This is a genomic window from Actinophytocola sp. (assembly GCF_036378875.1).
In the GTDB taxonomy this organism is placed as follows: Bacteria; Actinomycetota; Actinomycetes; order Mycobacteriales; family Pseudonocardiaceae; genus Actinophytocola.
On the sequence record NZ_DASUVO010000042.1, the window covers coordinates 1 to 18,779 of the forward strand.

14 protein-coding genes and 1 pseudogene are annotated in these 18,779 nt (G+C 69.1%); 6 read left to right on the top strand and 9 right to left on the bottom strand.

Going from position 1 to position 18,779, the window contains the following annotated elements:
* A pseudogene (locus VF106_RS10795) lies at nt 1-714 on the top strand (hypothetical protein); the annotation flags it as partial.
* 141 nt (nt 715-855) lie between these two features.
* Here the strand turns inward: VF106_RS10795 and VF106_RS10800 are convergent.
* Nucleotides 856-1,101, bottom strand: coding sequence for a hypothetical protein (locus VF106_RS10800; RefSeq protein ID WP_330839488.1), 246 nt, complete (start codon nt 1,099-1,101; stop codon nt 856-858).
* 145 nt (nt 1,102-1,246) lie between these two features.
* On the opposite strand from VF106_RS10800, the gene VF106_RS10805 reads away from it, so the two are divergent.
* Both VF106_RS10805 and VF106_RS10810 read left to right on the top strand, forming a co-directional pair.
* Nucleotides 1,247-3,031 carry an ABC transporter ATP-binding protein gene (locus VF106_RS10805; protein WP_330839489.1) on the top strand — a complete coding sequence of 595 codons (1,785 nt, stop codon included), beginning with the start codon at nt 1,247-1,249 and terminating at the stop codon, nt 3,029-3,031.
* Nucleotides 3,028-4,863, top strand: a complete 1,836-nt coding sequence (locus tag VF106_RS10810; RefSeq protein WP_330839490.1) for an ABC transporter ATP-binding protein — start codon at nt 3,028-3,030, stop codon at nt 4,861-4,863. The genes VF106_RS10805 and VF106_RS10810 overlap by 4 nt, the downstream gene beginning before the upstream one ends.
* A gap of 69 nt (nt 4,864-4,932) precedes the next feature.
* Here the strand turns inward: VF106_RS10810 and VF106_RS10815 are convergent, their stop codons facing one another.
* Both VF106_RS10815 and VF106_RS10820 read right to left on the bottom strand, forming a co-directional pair.
* Nucleotides 4,933-5,517 carry a DUF2537 domain-containing protein gene (locus tag VF106_RS10815; RefSeq protein WP_330839500.1) on the bottom strand — a complete coding sequence of 195 codons (585 nt, stop codon included), beginning with the start codon at nt 5,515-5,517 and terminating at the stop codon, nt 4,933-4,935.
* 15 nt (nt 5,518-5,532) lie between these two features.
* Entirely contained in the window at nt 5,533-6,318 is a 786-nt protein-coding gene (locus VF106_RS10820; RefSeq protein WP_330839491.1) for a TrmH family RNA methyltransferase, read from the bottom strand.
* 193 nt (nt 6,319-6,511) lie between these two features.
* Between VF106_RS10820 and VF106_RS10825 the strand changes: the two genes are divergently transcribed.
* On the top strand, nt 6,512-8,002 hold the full coding sequence (locus VF106_RS10825) for a glutamate-cysteine ligase family protein (RefSeq protein WP_330839492.1): 1,491 nt from the start codon (nt 6,512-6,514) through the stop codon (nt 8,000-8,002).
* Between the two features lie 22 nt (nt 8,003-8,024).
* Here the strand turns inward: VF106_RS10825 and VF106_RS10830 are convergent, their stop codons facing one another.
* From VF106_RS10830 to VF106_RS10845, 4 genes are all read right to left on the bottom strand, one after another.
* Complete coding sequence (locus tag VF106_RS10830) at nt 8,025-8,312, bottom strand: putative quinol monooxygenase (protein WP_330839493.1); 288 nt, start codon at nt 8,310-8,312, stop codon at nt 8,025-8,027.
* Nucleotides 8,313-8,490: 178 nt separating this feature from the next.
* Nucleotides 8,491-9,765, bottom strand: a complete 1,275-nt coding sequence (locus VF106_RS10835; RefSeq protein ID WP_330839494.1) for an MFS transporter — start codon at nt 9,763-9,765, stop codon at nt 8,491-8,493.
* A gap of 92 nt (nt 9,766-9,857) precedes the next feature.
* Nucleotides 9,858-10,295, bottom strand: coding sequence for a MarR family winged helix-turn-helix transcriptional regulator (locus tag VF106_RS10840; protein ID WP_330839501.1), 438 nt, complete (start codon nt 10,293-10,295; stop codon nt 9,858-9,860).
* 44 nt (nt 10,296-10,339) lie between these two features.
* The gene (locus VF106_RS10845; RefSeq protein WP_330839495.1) at nt 10,340-11,785 is read right to left on the bottom strand and encodes an NCS2 family permease; all 1,446 of its coding nucleotides are present in this window, start codon (nt 11,783-11,785) and stop codon (nt 10,340-10,342) included.
* 20 nt (nt 11,786-11,805) lie between these two features.
* Here VF106_RS10845 and VF106_RS10850 point away from each other — a divergent pair, with 20 nt between their 5' ends.
* Nucleotides 11,806-12,093, top strand: coding sequence for a DUF2530 domain-containing protein (locus VF106_RS10850; RefSeq protein ID WP_330839496.1), 288 nt, complete (start codon nt 11,806-11,808; stop codon nt 12,091-12,093).
* Nucleotides 12,094-12,319: 226 nt separating this feature from the next.
* Here the strand turns inward: VF106_RS10850 and VF106_RS10855 are convergent, their stop codons facing one another.
* Together VF106_RS10855 and VF106_RS10860 are read right to left on the bottom strand one after the other, a co-directional pair.
* A complete protein-coding gene (locus tag VF106_RS10855; RefSeq protein WP_330839497.1) occupies nt 12,320-15,115 on the bottom strand; it encodes a sacsin N-terminal ATP-binding-like domain-containing protein in 2,796 nt (931 codons plus the stop codon).
* Nucleotides 15,112-18,258, bottom strand: a complete 3,147-nt coding sequence (locus VF106_RS10860) for a DUF3027 domain-containing protein (RefSeq protein WP_330839498.1) — start codon at nt 18,256-18,258, stop codon at nt 15,112-15,114. Before VF106_RS10860 ends, VF106_RS10855 begins: the two co-directional genes overlap by 4 nt.
* 62 nt (nt 18,259-18,320) lie before the next feature.
* On the opposite strand from VF106_RS10860, the gene VF106_RS10865 reads away from it, so the two are divergent.
* A partial coding sequence (locus VF106_RS10865) for a glutaminyl-peptide cyclotransferase (protein WP_330839499.1) occupies nt 18,321-18,779 on the top strand: 459 nt, incomplete at its 3' end.

The window sequence follows — 18,779 nt, forward strand, 5'->3', positions numbered from 1 at the left end:
AAGGAAGCCGCAGACCGGGAAGCCGCAGCCAAGGAAAAGGCAGCCCAGGAAGCCGCAGCGCAAGAAGCCGCTGCCCGGGAAGCCGCGGCCAAGGAGGCGGCAGACCGCGAAGCGGCGGCCAAGGAAGCCGCCGAGCGCGAAGCAGCCGCCAAGGAGACCGCCGAACGCGAAGCAGCCAAGGAAAAGGCAGCCCAGGAAGTCGCAGCTCAGGAGACCGCCGCCAAGGAAACCGCGGCTGAGAAGGCCGCCGCCAAGGAGACCTCCGAGCAGGAGGGCGCCGACAGCGGTGCCGCGGCTCGTGAGGCAGCTGCCGAGGAAACCGCCGCCCGTGTGACGGCCGGTGCCAAGACCGCCGCCAAGACTGCCGCTGCCAAGACCGCGGCCCCCGAGACTTCCCCGCCGTCCCCACCGGCAAAGGAATCCAGCACGCGCTCAACGCGCCCGACCACGTCAGCCAACCCGGAGGAAAAGGCCGCGGCAAGCACCGCCTCGCCAGCAGCGAACCCGGCCGCACCAGCAGCAGAAGAGGAGCCCGGCCAGCAGGCCACCCTTCCAACCATGCCCACGACCGAAGAAAAAGCCCCCGAGGAAACCCCGGCCGCGAAGGCCGAGCCAACCCCTCCCCCAGCACCGGCCCGCAAGAAGGGCCGCAAGGCCCGCCCGAGCGTCCCGTCCTGGGAAGACGTCCTACTGGGCACCCGCAGCAACCGCTGACTATTCGCGTGTCCAACCCTCACGACCCGCGTGTCCAACAAATCTGACACGCGAGTTCAACAAATCGTGCAATCCCGATTTGTTGAACTCGCCGGTCCAGTGTGTTGGACACGCGGGTTCGGGGTGTTGGACACGCGCGCGTTAGACGCCGGTGGATCTGGGGACCTCGTTCAGTAGGTTGAGGGGCCAGCCTTCGCGTTCGCACCAGTCCTCGGCTTCCTCGCGCGTCAGCCACGTCGAGCCGCGGGGGCGTTCGGTGCGGACGCGGGTCCAGCCGTCCGCGGCGAGGACGCTCAGCTGCCCCTCTCGCAGTGCCAGCAGCCGACCCTCGGGGAACGCCATCGTCGCCTGGGTGCGCAGGAAGCGCACCGCCTCCGGTCGAGTCATGTCCGAATGATCCCGCAGGCTTGACCTCCACCGCACTGGAGGTCGCACGCTTGGGGGCAGCTTGCGACGTTGTCGATGCCGCGAAAACCAGGTGCCAAGGAGGGCCCGGCTCACCTACCGTCGAGAGCGGCACCGTGGGGAGATCATGAGCACAACTCAGTCACATCAACCTGCCCGCAGCACGACCATCAGCGCGTTGCGGCGTCTCGGTGGATACCTCAAACCCGTTCGCGGCCGCATGATCGGGTCGGGCGTGGCCGTCTTCGGTTCGATGATCTGCGGGCTCACCATCCCGCTGGTCATCCAGCGAATTCTCGACGGACCCGTCGCCGGCCGGACCACCGAAGGCCTCTACGTCCTCATCCTCGTCATCGCCGTCCTCGGCACCGGCGAGGCCGTCCTCTTCTACACCCGTCGCCGCCTCATCGCAGGGCCGAGCACCAGCGTCGAGGCGCACCTCCGCGACGACCTCTACCACCACCTGCAGCGACTGCCGATCGCGTTCCACGACCGGTGGCAGTCCGGGCAGCTGCTGTCCCGCGCCGTCTCCGACCTGTCGACGCTGCGCAGGTTCATCGCGTTCGCGTTGATCTTCCTGGTGGTCAACAGCGTCATTCTGGTGGTGGGGCTGGCCGTCCTGTTCGTACTGTCGCCGGTGCTCGGCCTCATCTCGCTGGCCTGCGCGGCGCCGCTGATCCTGATCTCGACGCTGTACGAGTCGAAGTACGCGGTGCTCGCCCGCCGCGCCCAGGACCAGAACGGCGACCTCGCCACGACCGTCGAGGAGTCCGTCCTGGGCATCCGCGTCCTCAAGGCGTTCGGCCGCGGCCGGCACCTCGCGAACACGTTCGCGAAACAGGCGAGGGAGCTGCGCGCGACGGAGCTGCGCAAGGTGCATACCGTCGGTCTGCTCTGGGCGGCGATCATCGTGCTGCCGGAGATCGCGATCGGCGGGCAGCTGCTGTTCGGCACGTTCGCGATCGTCGACGGCTCGATGACGGTCGGCACACTGGTCGCCGGGGTCGCGGTCGCCACCTACCTGCGGTGGCCGACGGACTCGATCGGCTGGCTGCTCGCCGAGACCAACCAGGCAGCGACCGCCGCCGCCCGCTACTGGGAGGTGCGCGACGCCGAGGTGACGGTCACCGATCCGGCCAGCCCGCGTCGCCTGCCAGCGGCGGGACGCGGCCACGTGCGGTTCGAGAACGTCCACTTCGCCTACCCGGGTGCCGACACGGACGTCCTCAACGGGGTGAACCTCGATCTGCGGCCGGGCGAGACCGTCGCGTTGGTCGGCGCCACCGGCACCGGCAAGACGACGCTGACCGCGCTGGTCGGCCGTCTCGCGGACGTCACGGGCGGCCGGATCACGATCGACGGCGTCGACGTGCGGGATCTCGATCTCGCCGAGCTGCGCAGGACGGTCGCGACCGCGTTCGAGGAGCCGGTGCTGTTCTCGGCGAGCGTGCGGGAAAACATCGCGCTCGGCGCGGCCGGCGCGACCGAAACCGAGGTGCGGCAAGCACTTCGGATCGCTTCGGCGGACTTCGTCGACGACCTGCCGTGGGGGCTCGACACCCGCATCGGCGAGCAGGGCCTGTCACTGTCCGGTGGGCAGCGGCAACGGCTCGCGCTCGCCCGCGCGGTCGTCGGCAAGCCGTCGGTGCTGGTGCTCGACGACCCGCTGTCCGCTCTGGACGTGCACACCGAGGCCGAGGTCGAGCACGCGCTGCGCAGCGTGCTGAGCGACGTCACCGCGCTCGTGGTGGCGCACCGGCCGAGCACCGTGCAGCTGGCGGACCGCGTCGCGATGCTCCACGAGGGAAGGATCGCGGCGGTCGGCCGGCACTCGGAACTGCTGGCCACGAACGAGAGTTACCGCGCCCTGCTGTCCACTATGGACAAGGAGATGGACGAGGTGGTCGCGTGAGCACGCCTACCGAGGAAGACTGGCGGGGTGTCGCCGCCGAGGACAACGAGGAACTGAACGCGCTGGTCGGCAGCCGTCTGCAGGCACGCTCCCGGCGGTTGCTCGTGTCGCTCGTGCGGCCGCGCCTTGGCACCGCGTGGCTGGCGTTCGCCTTGGTGGTGCTGGAGAACCTGCTGGCGCTCTCCGGTCCGGTGGTGATCGCGATCGCGATCGACACCGGCATCCCGGACGCGCTCGCCGGCGACACGACGGTCCTGGCGTGGTGCGTCGGCGGCTACCTGGTGGCGGGCGTCGCCTCGGCCGGCACCAGGTTCGCGTTCCTGAAGGTCGCCGGCCGCTTCGGGCAGGACGTACTGCTCGACCTGCGGCAGCGGATCTTCCGCCACGCGCAGAAGCTGTCGATCGCGTTCCACGAGAAGTACACGTCCGGCAAGGTCATCTCCCGGATGACCAGCGACGTCGACTCGCTGCACGACCTGTTGGAGGACGGCCTCGACGGCCTGCTGACGGCGGTCCTGTCGGTCGTCGGCATCACGGTGATGCTGCTGGTGCTCGACTGGCCACTGGCGCTGGTCGTGCTCGCGGGCCTGATTCCGCTGGTGTGGGTGACGCGGTGGTTCTACGTCAGCTCCCGGCGGGCCTACCGCGACACGCGCGGTGCCATCGCGAAGATCATCGTGCAGTTCGTGGAGACCATGAACGGCATGCGTGCGGTGCAGGCGTTCCGCCGCGAGGACCGCAACGAGACGATCATGGCCGCGCTGAACGACCGCTTCCGCGGCGCGAACAAGCAGGCGCTGATCGTGGTCGCGCGCTTCACGATGACCGTGCGGTGGGTGGGCAACCTGTCGCTGGCGATCGTCCTCGCGATCGGCGCGGTCAGGGTCGTGAACGGCAGCCTCGAGCTCGGGGTGCTGACGGCGTTCACCCTCTACCTGCGACGGTTCTACGACCCGCTGGACGAGCTGGCCATGTTCGCCAACTCGTACACGTCGGCGATCGCCGCGCTGGAGAAGATCTCCGGCGTGCTGGAGGAGGAGCCGACGGTCGTGGAGCCGGCGGCGCCGAAGACGCTGCCCACACGCGACACCGGCCGCGCGATCGACTTCGATGCGGTGGAGTTCCGGTACTCGGCGTCGACCCCTGTGGTGCTGCCGACCTTCGACCTGCGCATCCCCGCGGGTCAGACGGTGGCGCTGGTGGGCGCGACGGGCGCGGGCAAGTCAACGATCGCGAAGCTGGTGGGCCGGTTCTACGACCCGTCGGCGGGTGCGGTGCTGCTGGACGGTGTGTCCCTACGCGACCTCGGCGACGACGCGCTGCGGCACGAGGTCGTGACGGTCACGCAGGAGAACTTCCTGTTCGCGGGCTCGGTGGCGGACAACATCGCGTTGGGCCGTCCAACGGCGACACGCGCCGAGATCGAGGCGGCGGCCGGGGCGGTGGGCGCGCACGAGTTCATCGCGGCACTGCCTGAGGGCTATGACACGGACGTCCGCAAGCGCGGCGGGCGCCTGTCCGCCGGGCAGCGGCAGATGGTGGCGTTCGCGCGGGCGTTCCTGGCGGATCCGGCGGTGCTGGTGCTGGACGAGGCGACGTCGAGCCTGGACGTGCCGACGGAACGGGCCGTGCAGCGCTCGCTGGAGTCGGTGCTGGCCGACCGCACGGCGCTGATCATCGCGCACCGCCTGTCGACGGTCCTGATCGCCGACCGCGTCCTGGTCGTGGAAGGCGGCCGCATCGTGGAGGACGGTTCACCGGAGGAACTGATCGAGGGCAGGGGCGGCCGCTTCGCCGACCTGCACCGCACCTGGCTGGAGTCCCTGGCCTGACGACCCGCGTGTCCAACGCCCACGACCCGCGAGTCCAACGAACTGGACCCGCGAGTTCGACAAACGGGGTCAGAAGATCACGAACGGTAGCGCCAGCCAGGCCAGGCCGATGCCCGCCGCCACGCCGTAGGCGACCCAGCGCCAGATCAGCTGGCGGTGGATCAGCCACAGCGACGGCAGGAGACCCGCGGTCACGACCACGTTCGACGCGAGCGCGAGGAGGGAGTAGGTCTCCGCCAGGGCGGCCGCCAGGGTGATCACGGTGATGACCGTGATCACCAGGCAGGCGCCCGACACCGTGAGGCCGGTCAGCCAGGGCATCGGCTCTCGCGGGCGGGATGGTCGGGTCGGCTTGGTCAGGCGGATGGGCTCCACGACGGACTCCGCACCGGACAGCGGGTCCACGTAGCGGACCGGGACGCCCAGCGATGTCGCCACGCGACCGGCAAGTTGCAGACCGCGTCGGGACACGACCGCGCCAGCCGCGACACCTGGTTCGGCGCGGCTGACCGCGGCCGCGACCTTGGCCCACTCGTGGAGCGCGTCGGTCAGCTCGATGCCCAGCGGGAGGCTGTCGGGCTCGGCGACCGCTTCGCTCTCGCCATCGACGAGCACAGCGCGGTCGCCGTTCGCACGTAACTGGATCCCCGACATCGACACGCTCGCAAACTACCGACTCGCGCCAAGCGCGTAGAAGGCGACCGCGCCGGCCGTCGCCACATTGAGTGAGTCGACGCCGCCGGCCATGGGGATCCGGGCCGCGACGTCCGCCGCCGCGACCGCTTCCGGTGTCAGCCCGGGCCCCTCGGAACCCAGCAGCACCGCCGCCTTGTCCGGCACGGCTACTTCGGACAGTGCGGATGAACCGGTCGGAGTGAGCGCTATCACAGTGAAGCCGTTGTCCTGCAATAGCTTCAGTCCGTCCGGCCACGGGGTCAGCGCCGTGAACGGCACGGAGAGCACGTGTCCCATCGAGACTCGCACGCTGCGCCGGTACAGCGGGTCGGCGCAGCCGGCGCCCAGCAGCACCCCGTCCACGCCGAGCGCGGCCGCGTTGCGGAACAGCGCGCCCAGGTTCTCGTGGTCGCCGACCCCTTCCAGCACCGCGAGCCGCCGTGCCCCGGAGATGACGTCAACTGCCGACGGCGGCGTTGGACGGTCGGCCATTGCCAGCACCCCACGGTTGAGGTGAAACCCAATCACCTCCGCCATGATCTCGGCCGTGGTGACGTAGACGGGCGCGTCGAGGTCGTCGATCGGAAGTTCCGCCAACTTTCGGCGCACGCCAAGCATCGAGCGCACCGGATAGTGGGACGCCAACATACGGCCGACGGCGATCACCCCCTCCGCGATCACCAGGCCGAGCCCGCCAGGCCGGTCAGGCCTGCGGTCGGCGGTGCGAAGGAAGCGGTATTCGTCAAGCCGGGGGTCGTCCGGGTCGGTCACCTCGAGCACCCCTGCATGGTTCCATACCGTGGGAACTAAAGATCCGTCATGTTACGGATGACAATTGCCCGTCTAGCTCTGCGTAACACCCCATCTCGATCGATGCACCTTTTTGGGCGCTAGCAACGACCTTTGGGCGTGTGTCACGGTTGAACTTCCCGCGCGCACGCCGAGCGTCAGTGGTTCGGCTGGGAGGGGCGGTATGGGTCAGGATGTCGCGACCGACACGTTTGACCGGTCGGATCGTCAGCGTTACCGCTTGAAGGTCCAGCGTTGTCTGGACGCCCTGGCGAGAATGCTCACCGAGGGCGGGTTCTCCACCGCGCCACCGCGGATCGGCCTGGAGGTCGAGCTGAACCTCGTCGACGTCGGGCTGCAGCCGGCGATGGCGAACACGGTCGTGCTGGAGAAGCTCGACGACCCGTCCTTCACGACGGAGTTGGGGCAGCACACCATCGAGCTGAACGTGCGGCCACGCCCGTTGTGCGGTGGTCACATCCGCGAGCTGGAGCTGGAGCTGGAGGACTCGCTCGCCGACGCCGACACCAAGGCACAGGACGCCGGCGCGGGTCTGGTAATGATCGGCATACTGCCGACGTTGCGGGACGAGCACCTCAAGGCGCGCTGGCTGTCGCACAACCACCGCTACGCCTTGCTGAACCAGGAGATCTTCGCCGCGCGGGGCGAGGACATGGTGCTGTCGGTGGACGGTCCGGCGATCCCCGGCCAGCGTCGCGAGCGGCTGCGGGGCTCGGTCGACTCGATCATGGCGGAGGCCGCGTGCTCGTCCGCGCAGCTGCACCTGCAGGTGCCGCCGGAGACCTTCGCCGCGCACTGGAACGCGGCGCAGTGCCTTGCCGGCGTTCAGGTCGCGATCGGAGCGAACTCGCCTTACCTGCTACGCAAGGCACTCTGGCACGAGACGAGGATCCCGCTGTTCCTGCAGGCGACGGACACGCGGCCGGAGGAGCTGAAGAACCAGGGCGTGCGGCCACGCGTGTGGTTCGGGGAACGGTGGATCACGTCCATCTTCGACCTGTTCGAGGAGAACGTGCGCTACTTCCCTGGCCTGCTACCGGAGGTCGACGACGAGGACCCGTTCGCGGCTCTCGACGACGGCCGCGCACCGAAGCTCGCCGAGCTGCGCCTGCACAACGGCACGATCTGGCGCTGGAACCGCCCGGTGTACGACGTCTGCGACGGCGTGCCGCACCTGCGCGTGGAGAACCGAGTGCTGCCGGCCGGCCCGACGGTCGTCGACATGATCGCGAACGCGGCGTTCTTCTACGGCGCGCAGCGTGCACTCGCGACCGCGGAGCGTCCCGTGTGGACGCGGATGTCGTTCCAGGCGGCGGAGGAGAACCTGTTCGCCGGCGCCCGGCACGCGTTCGACGCCCAGCTGTACTGGCCGGGCATCGGCTGGGTGCCGCCGGACGAGCTGGTGCTGCGCCGACTGCTCCCGATGGCCCACGAGGGACTGCGCGCGTGCGGGGTCGCGGACTCGGTCCGGGAGCGCTACCTCGACGTGATCGAACAACGCTGCCTGACGCGCCGTACGGGCTCGGCCTGGCAACGCGAGACCGTGACCGGTCTGGAGTCCCGAGGCCTGCCCCGAGACGAGGCCCTCGCCACGATGCTGGCGCGCTACCGCGAACTGTCCCAGGCGAACACCCCGGTCCACACCTGGCCCTGAAGCAGGGCGCCAGGCGGACGGGTCAGATCAGCACCCGCACGTCCGCGACGTCGTATTCGGCCACCGAGGCGGCGAGCATGCCAGCGCTCTGCTCGTCGCTGGGACCGGCACCTCGGAACGTCTCGACGGCCTCCGCCGACTCCCAGCGCTCGAACACGTTCACGCGACCGGCGTCCACCAGGTCGGCACCGATGGCGAAGTCGAGGCAGCCCGGCGCGCGCCGGGCCTGTTCGACGACGCTCGCACAGCTCCCGAGATAGGACTCGCGCTGCTCCGGGCCGACGATGATGTGCCCCGCCACGATGATCATGTGCCACTCCTCTGGTCGGTTTCGAACAGTACGACCACCGACCGGGAGCAAACTCATCGCCGAGATAGACAAGCCCCCCGCTCCGGCAGTGCCGTCTGCCTTCTCGGAGCGGGGGTCTCGCTGTTCCCGAACTGACTGCCGCTCCCACCACGAAGCGACGAGCTAAGGTTAGCCTAACTTAATCTACTCGCGCAAGCTCTCTTTCTCCGACCGCCGTCGCGCGACGCACCCACGGCAGCCGTGGCCGCATCTGGATACCGCCGCGACGTGCGAGGACCCAGCCGCACGCGACCGTCGACAGCACCGCGATCGCACCGCCGACGATGAACGGTGACCGGCCGCCGAACTCCGCCGCCAGCCAGCCGGTCATCGGCGCGCCGATGGGGTTGCCGCCGATGAACACCAGCATGTACAGCGCCAGCACCCGGCCACGCATCTCCGGCGCGACCGACAGCTGGAGCGTGCTGTTCGCCGTGTTCATGAAGGTCATCATCGCCAGGCCGCACGGGATCAGCGCCAGCCCGAACGCCAGGTACGACGGCATCACCCCGGCCACGACCTCGCAGAGCCCGAACGCGAACCCGGCGCCGACCAGCAGCGTCAGGCTCGGCTTGCGCCGCGTGCTGCGCCGCACCGCGAGCAGCGCGCCGCTGAAGCTGCCGACCGCGAGCAGCGTCGACAGCAACCCGTACCCGTCCGCGTCGCGGTGGAAGACGTTCGCCGCCGCGATGGCCAGCGTCGTGAAGAACGTGAACGCGAACGTGCTCACGCAGAACACCAACACCAGCACGGCGATGATGTCCGGCCGGCCACGCACGTACCGCAGCCCTTCCCGCAGCTGCCCTCGTTTCGACGTCGGCGCGGCCGTCCGGTGCAGCTCGGCCGGGTTCATCCGGAACAGCCCGACGATCACGGCGACCGTCGACAGCGCGTTGACCAGGAACACCCACCCGGTTCCGGTCCAGATGATCATCAAGCCGGCAATCGCCGGTCCGATGACCCGCGCCAGGTTGAACGTCGACGAGTTCAGCGCGACCGCGTTGACGAGGTGCTCGCGCCCAACCATCTCGCCGACGAAGCTCTGCCGCACGGGCGGGTCGAACGCCGTGAACAAACCGAACACCAGGCACAGCAGGTACACGTGCCACAGCTGGACGACGCCGGTCACGTCGAGCAGCCCCAGCACCATGGCACTCAACGCCATCCCGGACTGGACGAGTATCAGCAGCTTGCGCTTGTCCACCCGGTCGGCGAGCACGCCGGCCCACAGCGTCAGGAACAGCGTGGGCAGGAACTGCAACGACGCGGCGATGCCGAGCGCGACGGGGTCGTAGCCGGACAGCTCCAACACGAGCCAGTCCTGTGCGATCCGCTGCATCCAGGTGCCGACGTTGGAGACGACCTGCCCGGACGCGAACAGCCGGTAGTTGCGAACGCGCAGAGCCCCGAGCATGCTCCGGCGTTTGGCCGCGGGCTTCGGGGCCTCGGCCAGTCCGACTCTAGAAGTTGTGGAATCTGTGGTTAGTTCTCGTTTTTCTTCCGCCACTAATCCTGTTGGCTCGCCATCCGGTCGATGATCTCCGCCGCGTGGGTGAGCACCTCGCGTTCCGCCTCGGTGAGTTCCGCGAGCCGCTTGTCCAGCCACGCCTCGCGTGCGGAGATGTCGGCCTCGATGTGCGCGCGCCCCTCCTCGGTGATCTCGACTATGGCCTGACGGCCGTCACTTGGATGTGGTCGACGGCTGACGTAGCCGAGCTCCTCGAGAGCAGCGATCACCCTGGTCATGGACGGGGGCTGGACAACCTCCTTGGCGGCGAGCTCGCCTGGGGTGAGCGGGCCGCACTTGTACAGGCAGAACAGTGCGGAAAGTTGGGTGAGCGTGACCGAGGAACTGGTGCGCTGGGCCCTGAGCCTGCGGCTGAGCCGCACCACGGCCAGCCGCAGGCGGCTGGTCAAGGAGCTCTGGCTTACGTCGTGCTCCACGTTCGACACATCGTTAGCATACCTCACGAGTTGACCCTCGTCACTCAACCAATGGCCGCGCGGAGCGGGCCGATCGCGAAGTACACGACGAACGCCGCGGCCACGATCCACATCAGCGGGTGGATGCCACGCGCCTTGCCGGTGGCCGTCCGCAGCAACACGTAGCTGACGAAGCCCGCGCCGATCCCGTTGGCGATCGAGTACGTGAACGGCATCACCACGATGGTCAGGAACGCCGGGAGCGCGATCGTGAAGTCGCTGAAGTCGATCTCCTTGATCTGCGCCATCATCAGCACGCCGACGATCACCAGTGCTGGCGCGGCGGCCTCGACCGGCACCGAGCTGTAGAGCGGCGTGAGGAACATCGCCGCGATGAACAGCAGACCGGTGACGATGTTCGCGAGCCCGGTCCGGGCGCCCTCGGCGATCCCGGACGCCGACTCGATGTAGACGGTGTTGGAGCTGGAGCTCGCCGCGCCGCCCGCGACCGCGCCGAGGCCGTCGACGAACAGCGCCTTGCCCGTGTTGGGCAGCTTGCCGTCCGCGTCGACCAGGCCGGCCTCCTTGCCGAGCCCGGTCATGGTGCCGATGGTGTCGAAGAAGTCGGTGAGAACGAGCGTGAACACGAGCAGGAGGGCCGTGATCACCGGCACCTGTACCCAGGCGTCGAAGTTGACGTCGCCCAGGAGGCTGAGGTTGGGTGAGTCGACAACCTGGTCCGGCATCGCTGGGTAGCCCAGGTTCCAGCCCTTCGGGTTGGTGCCGAGTGAAGGCCCGGCGTCCACAATGGCCTCCAGGACGATCGCGAAGATCGTGGTGGCGATCACCCCGATGAGGATGCCGCCCTTGACCCGCTTTGCGACGAGGATGCCGGTGAGGATCAGCCCGACCACGAACGTGAGCGTCGGCCATGACGCGATCGAACCGTTGATGCCGAGTCCAACCGGGACAGTGGTGTCCGCGGCGTCGGGTAGCCGGCGCACGAACCCGGCGTCGACCAGCCCGATCAGCGTGATGAAGAGCCCGATCCCCACCGCGATGGCGGACTTGAGCGCCGGCGGCACCGCGTTGAAGACGGCCGTCCGCACCCCGGTGACCACGAGGATCAGCACGACGACCCCGTTGACGAGCACCAGCCCCATGGCCGCCGGCCAGGACATCTGCGGCGCGATCGACACCGCGACGAAGGCGTTGATCCCGAGCCCGGTGGCCATCGCGAAGGGATAGTTGGCGACAAGTCCGAAGAGGATCGTCATCACGCCGGCCACCAGCGCCGTGACCGCCGCCACCTGGTCGACCGGCAGGAAGCCACCGAACTTGTCCGGGTGCGCCGGGTCGTCCGGGAAGCTGCCGATGATCAGCGGGTTGAGCACAACGATGTAGGCCATGGTCACGAAGGTGACCAGCCCGCCGCGAACCTCGCGGCCAACGGTGCTGTTGCGCTCGGAGATCCGGAAGAACCGGTCGAGCACAGCTGTCCTTGTCGCCATGGCCCGGTAGCCTCGCTTATGTGTCCGACGTAGGGAAACCCGACGCACGAATCGAAACACAGAAGTCACCTCCCCCGTTGCCCGACCGGCTGCTGGCGCTGCCGCCGCTCGTCTACGTGGGAACGGGCCTGTGGTTCGTCGCATTCTGCACGCTGCTCGTGGGGCGGTACGTGTTCGACGCGTTCCCGCCGATCTGGCTGTGGACGGCACTCGCGGGCACCGCGCTCGGCTTCGTCGGCCTCCCGATCATGGCCTGGCAACGCCGCGCCTCCCGCCGAGGCGCCCGCGGCGCACAGCGAAACCTGTAGCTATCAGCGCTGGACACAGCGGTCCAAGTCCCGCCCGAGCAGGATTTCGCTCGCGCGCGCGTTGCCCAACCCCCACCCGATCCCGGGGGCGTCCCGCCGTGCCAGTCTACCGGTAGGGGGTGACAATCGGGGTGATGTCGATCTTGCCTGTGGACAACTCAGTGGGCTGTGGACAAGTGGGGATCATGAGCGCGGAGAGTGCCTAGCTTCGTGGGGACAGCTGGTTTCAGACCACGTAGTTCTCGGGGTCGTCCAGCATCGCCGCGAGCAGGTGGCGGTCGGTCCAGCGGTCGGTCGTCCACGCTAGGGCTTTGGCGAGTCCGTCGGTCGAGTCCTCGCAGTGGACGGTGTCCCCGTCGATCCACCATGGCACGTGCGTGCCGGCGACCGTGAGGCGCTCGTGGATGATCGGCCCGCCGGGCGGCACGTCGAGGTCGGCCAGGTCGCAGGCGTCGACCACCGCGCCGAGGTCGGCCCACCGGACGGGCTCGCCGGCGCTGTCCGGCGTGGTCGGGGCGGCCTCCGAGGCGACTGGGACGTCGAGCAGCTCGGCAAGCGACTCGGCGAGGTCGAAGTCGACGGCCACGTAGGCGTCGGTCACCAGCGCCAGCCAGGGGACGTCCAACACGACGCCGTTGTCGGTGACCTCGCCGTCGATGGTCCGGATCTCGGGTGGCGGGTCGAGGTAGACCGGGTCGACCACGCCGTCGCGAACGGCCTCGGCGAGCGCCGTGTACGCGCGGTGCGTGATGCCACGCGACACCGTGCGCGCCGGATCCGCCAAGCGATCCAACAGATCCACTGCGTCCTCTGTGGACTCGACGGCGAGCCCCGTGCGAACTCCCATCAGTTCCTGGAGTTCCGGTTCGAGGTCGGTGGGGGCCAGGTCGTGGAGACCGGCGAGCTCGACGGCGTCCGGAAGGCGCCAGTACGCGGGGGGTTGGCCGGCCAGTAGCGCGTGGTGGCTGATCCACCATGCCGTGTAGCCCGTACGCATGATCCGCCACGTGTCGGGTTCGCCTGCCAGCAAACGAATCGCGGCTGGCCACGCGTCGTCGGCGATGAGGTCGAGGTCGCGGATGGCTTCGAGTCGCGTCGGTGGTTCCGGCTGGTCGTCCCACCATTCGCCTTCGTCGGCGAGGTCGTGGTCGGGTCCGGCGGGTGCCTCGTCGACGACGATCGTGAACCCACCGAGTACCCCAACAGCGGCGAGAACATGCGGTGGCCACTGCTCGGCGATGTCGGTAGCCAGGACGCCGATCGGCGACTCCGGGTCGAGCACGGCAAGGAACGGGGCGTCGGGGAGCGCGAGTTCGTCGGCACGTCGCCACTCACCGTCGGCGGCGCGGAGTGCCAGCGCGCCGAGCCACGGTTCCTCTCCCGGTCGGACGCCGGCCTCGGAAACCAGTCGCAGCACGGTGTTCGCGAGCCCTATTGTGTCCAAACCGGACTCTGCGTCTTCGAAGCTGTGCTCGACCCGGGCGGACATCGAGGCGAGCAGTTCTTCCGGGCCACCGTGCCGGGCGCCGAGCCGTTCGAGGAGCGGGTGCACGGCGTCCGGGTGGACGACGTTCACACCCTCCACACTGGACAGGTCGAGGTCGGAGATGAGCACGCCACGTGGCCCTGGCACGGTCCGGCCGTCGACGAGCGGGACCGGCAGTGCCCCGAGGTCGTCGAGCGCGGACGGATCGTTGTCGACAATCTTGGCAAGGGCCGCGTACAGGTCACGCCATTCCGTCGGTGGCCGGGTGATTCCCGTAAGTTGATCCACCACATCGGACAGTCGCAACCGGACGACGTCCAACGCGGCGAGCGCGGCTTGCTGCTCGACGAGTTCCGCCTTCACCAGTCCGGGCACATAGGACGCGACGGAGTCAGCGAGTTCCTTGCTGGGCACGGGAAGCAGCCGAGCTTCGGCTGGCGAGAGCGGACGGCCATCGAGCGCCGGTGCGAGCCAACGGGCGGTCCGCAGCTCCGCGAGCACGAGCTGCCGCAGCTTCTCATCCACTTCGGACAGAGGAAAACGCGGCAGTGGCACGGCTTTCGGTCGCGCGAGGTCGTCGAGCTGATCGAGCAACCTGGGATAGATCCGCGCGGCGGCGGCGAGAACGTGATCGGTTGCCGGCCCGGGCCGAACACGACGGCGGTTCGGTTCGATCGGAAGCGTGGCGATGAGCCTGGCAGGCAAGGAAAGCCGCTCATCGGTGGGGGTGGGCGCGTGAAGAACGTCCAGATCGCGTGGGCGAGGCTCGCGGCCCTCGTCGACCTCGAGCGCCCAGCAGACCGTCCACTGTGGTCGTACGTCCGCGCCGAGACCGGGATCGGACGGCAACTCGCCGTGTTCCCGGACGATCACCCAGCGGGTGGTACCGGATGGCCCGTGAATGTCCTGTCCCTCGCGCCGCCAGACGTCCGCACCGATCTCGATGCGGCTGAGCGCGTCGAGGGAGAGGAGGAGGTCGACGGCCTGACCGGCGAACTCGTCGAGCAGCTTGACGCCGTCCACACCGTCCCGGAGCGGCAGGCGAACCTCGGTGGCGAACCCGTCCGGCGGGGTTTCTTCGGTTGGCCAGACGAGCCTCAGGACGGGAACCCGTTCGGTGGTCCCGAGTTCTGCCCGGGTCCGTTCCGCGTCGAAGGCGACGCCACCCGTGGTGGAAACGATGCGCGGCGCGTCGGAGACGGTGAGGACGGCCGCGAACCCGACGCCGAACCGCCCGACACCGTGCTGCTTGGAGGAGGCCCGCAGCGAGGCGAGCGCCTCGACCCCTTGGCGGGTAAGAGGTTCCCCGGTGTTGGCGACCCGCAGCTCACCGTCCACAAGAGACACCCGAAGCACACCGTCGGCGCCGGCGGCATCGGCGGCGTTCTGCGCGACCTCGATGAGCAGCCGGTCCCGATACCCGCCGAGGACGAGGTCCTCCTCGGAGTTGGTGTCCTCACGAAGCCGGGTAGGCGAGGACCGCCATGCGGTGAGCACCGACTCCCGAAGGTCCCCGGTGCCGAAGAAATCGCTCACTCGTCGCGGTGGTGGTCGTCGTCGGACACCGCGGTCTGAGCGGTGACAACGGGTTCGATCGGTGCGGGCGGCGCGGCCTCGAGGGGAACATCGCGGGCCGGGCTGTCCTCGCCCGGCTCAGCATCCTCGGGCACGGGGTCGGCTTCTGGGGAAGAATCCACCGCAGCCGATTCCCCGGTAGGCGAGTCTGTCTCAGCGACGCCCGAGCCCGGCTCCTCGGTGATGCCCGAGTCAGCAGGCGCATCCTCGGCAGACCCCGGCTCTGGCGAAACGACCTCGGCATCAACGGACTCGCCGCCCTCACGCGACGCCTCTCCGGAGCCGGACGAGTCTGGCGAAACAACCTCAGCCTCAGGCGAGGACCCGACTGAATCGACCGCCAGCTCAGCATCAGCGGACGAGACATCTCCATCCGGAGTCTCAGCCTCAACCGGTTCAGCCGCAGGCGAAACCACACCGAGGCCAGGCGATTCCGGCGAATCCACCTCGGTCTCAGACGGGGGAACCCCTAACTCGGACGCACCCTCAGCCGTCTCAGACTCATCCGAAACAACCTCGCCACCAGGCGACGAAACATCTCCACCGTCAGACTCAAGGGGCTCGGCTGCAGGCGAAACGACGCCCGACTCAGACAGGGCTTCCTCATCAGACGCCGGCTCCGAAGGCGCAGCCTCGGGCGAAGCCACCACCGTCACGCCCTCGACTGCCCCAGGCTCGGGCACTCCTGCCTCAGCCGACTCAGCGCCGGGCGAAACCACACCGGAGTCGGACGACGCCACGTCCTCGGCAGATGCCGGCTCGGGCGAAACAGCCTCGCCGCCAGCCGGCGAGACAACTCCGCCAGGCAGATCGGCATCAACGGACTCGACGGCAGGCGAACCCACACCCGGGTCAGACAGCGCCTCGGCAGACGCCACTCCCGGCGACGGCACCTCCGAGTCAGCCGCAGCCACATCGGCGGACGCCAGCTCAGGCGAAACAACCTCGCCACCAGCCGACGAAACATCTCCACCTGGCAGCTCAGCCGACTCGACTGATGGCGAAACCGCAGGCGAGTCAGACAGCGCTGCCTCGGCAGACTCCGCCGGCGAAACGTCCTCGGCCTCCGGCGAAGGCGCATCTAAGTCAGCATCAGCGGGCCCGTGCTCGAGCGAAACAATCTCATCACCAGCTGACGAGACATCGCCATCGGGCAGCTCGGTGTCAATGGAATCGACGGCGGGTGAAACCTCAGCCTGAGGCGAAGCCACTCCTGAGTCAGCCGCAGCCACATCGGCGGACGCCGACTCGGGCGAAGCAACCTCGCCGCCAGGCGACGAGGCATCTCCTCCTGGCACCTCAGCCTCGACGGACTCGGCCGCAGGCGAAACCACACCCGGGCCAGACAGCGCCACCTCAACAGACCCCGACTCCGACGAAACGCCCTCGGCCTCCGACGTAGACACCCCTGAGCCAGCCGAAGCCACACCATCAGCAGACCCCGACTCAGGCGAACCCACCGTGCCACCAGCAGGCAGTCCGTCCTCAACAGACCCCGACTCAGGCGGAATCACACCCGGGCCCGACGGCACCGCCTCTGCGGAGGTCGCCTCCGGCGAAACCTTCTCGGCCGTCGGCGAGGACGCCTCGAAGTCAACCGGAGCGACATCATCAGCGGGTCCTGGCTCGGGTGTAACGGCCTCGCCGCCAGCTGTCTGCCCAGCCTCGGTCGGCTCGGCGGTCTCGGGCGATGTGTCTCCAGAGGTGGCCGGCGCGTCCTCTGCGGACGGCCTCGGCGAAATCACCTCGGCCTCAGGCGAAGGCACCACCGCTGCACCCTGCTCGGGCGAAGCCGTCGGCTCCCCTGCCTCAACAGACTCAGCCCTGGGCGAAATCACGCCGGCGTCGGTCTGCGCCGCGTCCTCGGCAGGCGTCGACTCTGGCGAAGTCGCCTCGTCACCAGCGCGCTGCTCATCCCCACCGGGCAGGTCACCCTCAACCGGTTCGGGCTCGGGCGAGACCAAACCCGAGCCGGTTGGCGCCACCTCGGCAGCGGGCGCCTCGGGAACCCCCTCAGCAGAGGGCGCCGGCGAAACCATCTCAATGCCAGGCGACGACACCACGGAATCATCCGGCGAAGGCGCCGAGTCGAGCGGCGCCACGTCCTCAGCAGGTCCCGGCCCAGGCGACGACACCGCAGAGTCCACCGGTGCCACGCCCTCCACAGGCCCCGGCGAAGGGATCTCGCTGGCAGCCGGTGCCGTGTCCTTGGCTGGCTCGGAGGAAGCCGTGTCGGCCTCGGGGGTTGTCACGTCCGCGCTCGACGGAGCCGCCGAGTCTCGCTCTGCGGGCGGCGCTTCGGGCGAGGCGGAATCCGAGGCAGCGGCCCGGGCCGTTGGGAGGGAGTCCACGACCTCCAGGGGCTCGACGTCCAACTGGGCGTCGTCGTAGATCAGGTCTGCTACCAGTACTGGGGAGACCTGTTCCACTTCTGCTTCGGAGTGGGCGCCGCAGCCGTATTCGGCGTGGACCACGTGGGCGTCGGCTGGGGAGAGTTCGTTGCCGCAGGTGCCGAAGGCCGCCTGCAGGGAGCCTGCCAGTGGCAGGTAGAAGCCGCACGTGCCGCAGTGGGCGGGGGCGCTGCGGGCCATGTCGGAGCGGGGGCCGAAGTCGCTCTGCTGCCAGCGCTCCGCGGCGTCCAGGCGGGCAGGGCGGGACATCACGCGCTGGCGGCCAAGGCCCAACTCCATCGCGGTCTCCTCGACCGCGGGGTCGTCCGACTCGACGTAGCCAGCGACGAGCCTCGGGTCGTCCGGGGCGGTCGGGAGGAGGTCTCCTACGCCGAGGTCACCGGCCCGGACCCGCTCCTGCCACGGGATCCACTCCGGCGCCACCAGGGCCGACGGGCCCGGCAGTAGGACCACCTCGCTGACGGTGATGTCGGAGTCGACACCCGCCGACGTGATGGTCACGGCCCACCGCCAACCCCGGTATCCGGGTTTGTCGGCCTCGAAGAGATGGGTTACCGCCGCCTCGTCCTCGATGTGGTACGAGACGTAGTCGCCCACGCGCTCATCGCCCGCCTCTTCCTGCGCGGCGGCGCGCGCGAGGTCGACCTCCGTCACCAAGGCGGGGTCGCTCAGGTCAGACTGCTGCACGCTCATCGCCACCGATTGTGCCGCACCGGCCAACAGACCGGGACAGCGGTCGTGCGACGCTGGAAAGCGTGAGAGCTGTTCTCGCCATCGCGGGCCTTCTCCTGCTGACCGGCTGCTCGGGCGACCCGGCCAGCACCCCGCCCCCCACCCGCCCGTCCAGTGCCCTCCGCGCGGACGTCATCGAGTCCATCCCGCACGATCCCGCGGCCTTCACGCAGGGGCTGGAGCTGGTCGACGGGGTGCTCTACGAGGGCACCGGGCTCGAGGGCCAGTCGAGCATCCGCACCGTCGACCCCGCCACCGGCGACGTCAAGCAGAAGACCGACCTGCCCGCCGACCTGTTCGGGGAGGGCATCACGGTCGCCGACGACACGATCTGGCAGATCACCTGGCAGGACGGCGTCGCGATCCGGCGGGACAAGGACTCGCTCGCCGAGGAGAGCCGGGTCAGCTACGACGGCGAGGGCTGGGGGCTGTGCCACGACCCCACCGCCGACCGGCTGATCATGAGCGACGGCACCGACCGC

Excerpts from the sequence above, each read along its gene's own strand:
- VF106_RS10800 (WP_330839488.1), bottom strand. The coding sequence starts at position 1,101 with ATGACTCGACCGGAGGCGGTGCGCTTCCTGCGCACCCAGGCGACGATG.
- VF106_RS10805 (WP_330839489.1), top strand. The coding sequence starts at position 1,247 with ATGAGCACAACTCAGTCACATCAACCTGCCCGCAGCACGACCATCAGC.
- VF106_RS10815 (WP_330839500.1), bottom strand. The coding sequence starts at position 5,517 with ATGTCGGGGATCCAGTTACGTGCGAACGGCGACCGCGCTGTGCTCGTC.
- VF106_RS10825 (WP_330839492.1), top strand. The coding sequence starts at position 6,512 with ATGGGTCAGGATGTCGCGACCGACACGTTTGACCGGTCGGATCGTCAG.
- VF106_RS10830 (WP_330839493.1), bottom strand. The coding sequence starts at position 8,312 with ATGATCATCGTGGCGGGGCACATCATCGTCGGCCCGGAGCAGCGCGAG.
- VF106_RS10835 (WP_330839494.1), bottom strand. The coding sequence starts at position 9,765 with ATGCTCGGGGCTCTGCGCGTTCGCAACTACCGGCTGTTCGCGTCCGGG.
- VF106_RS10845 (WP_330839495.1), bottom strand. The coding sequence starts at position 11,785 with ATGGCGACAAGGACAGCTGTGCTCGACCGGTTCTTCCGGATCTCCGAG.
- VF106_RS10860 (WP_330839498.1), bottom strand. The coding sequence starts at position 18,258 with ATGAGCGTGCAGCAGTCTGACCTGAGCGACCCCGCCTTGGTGACGGAG.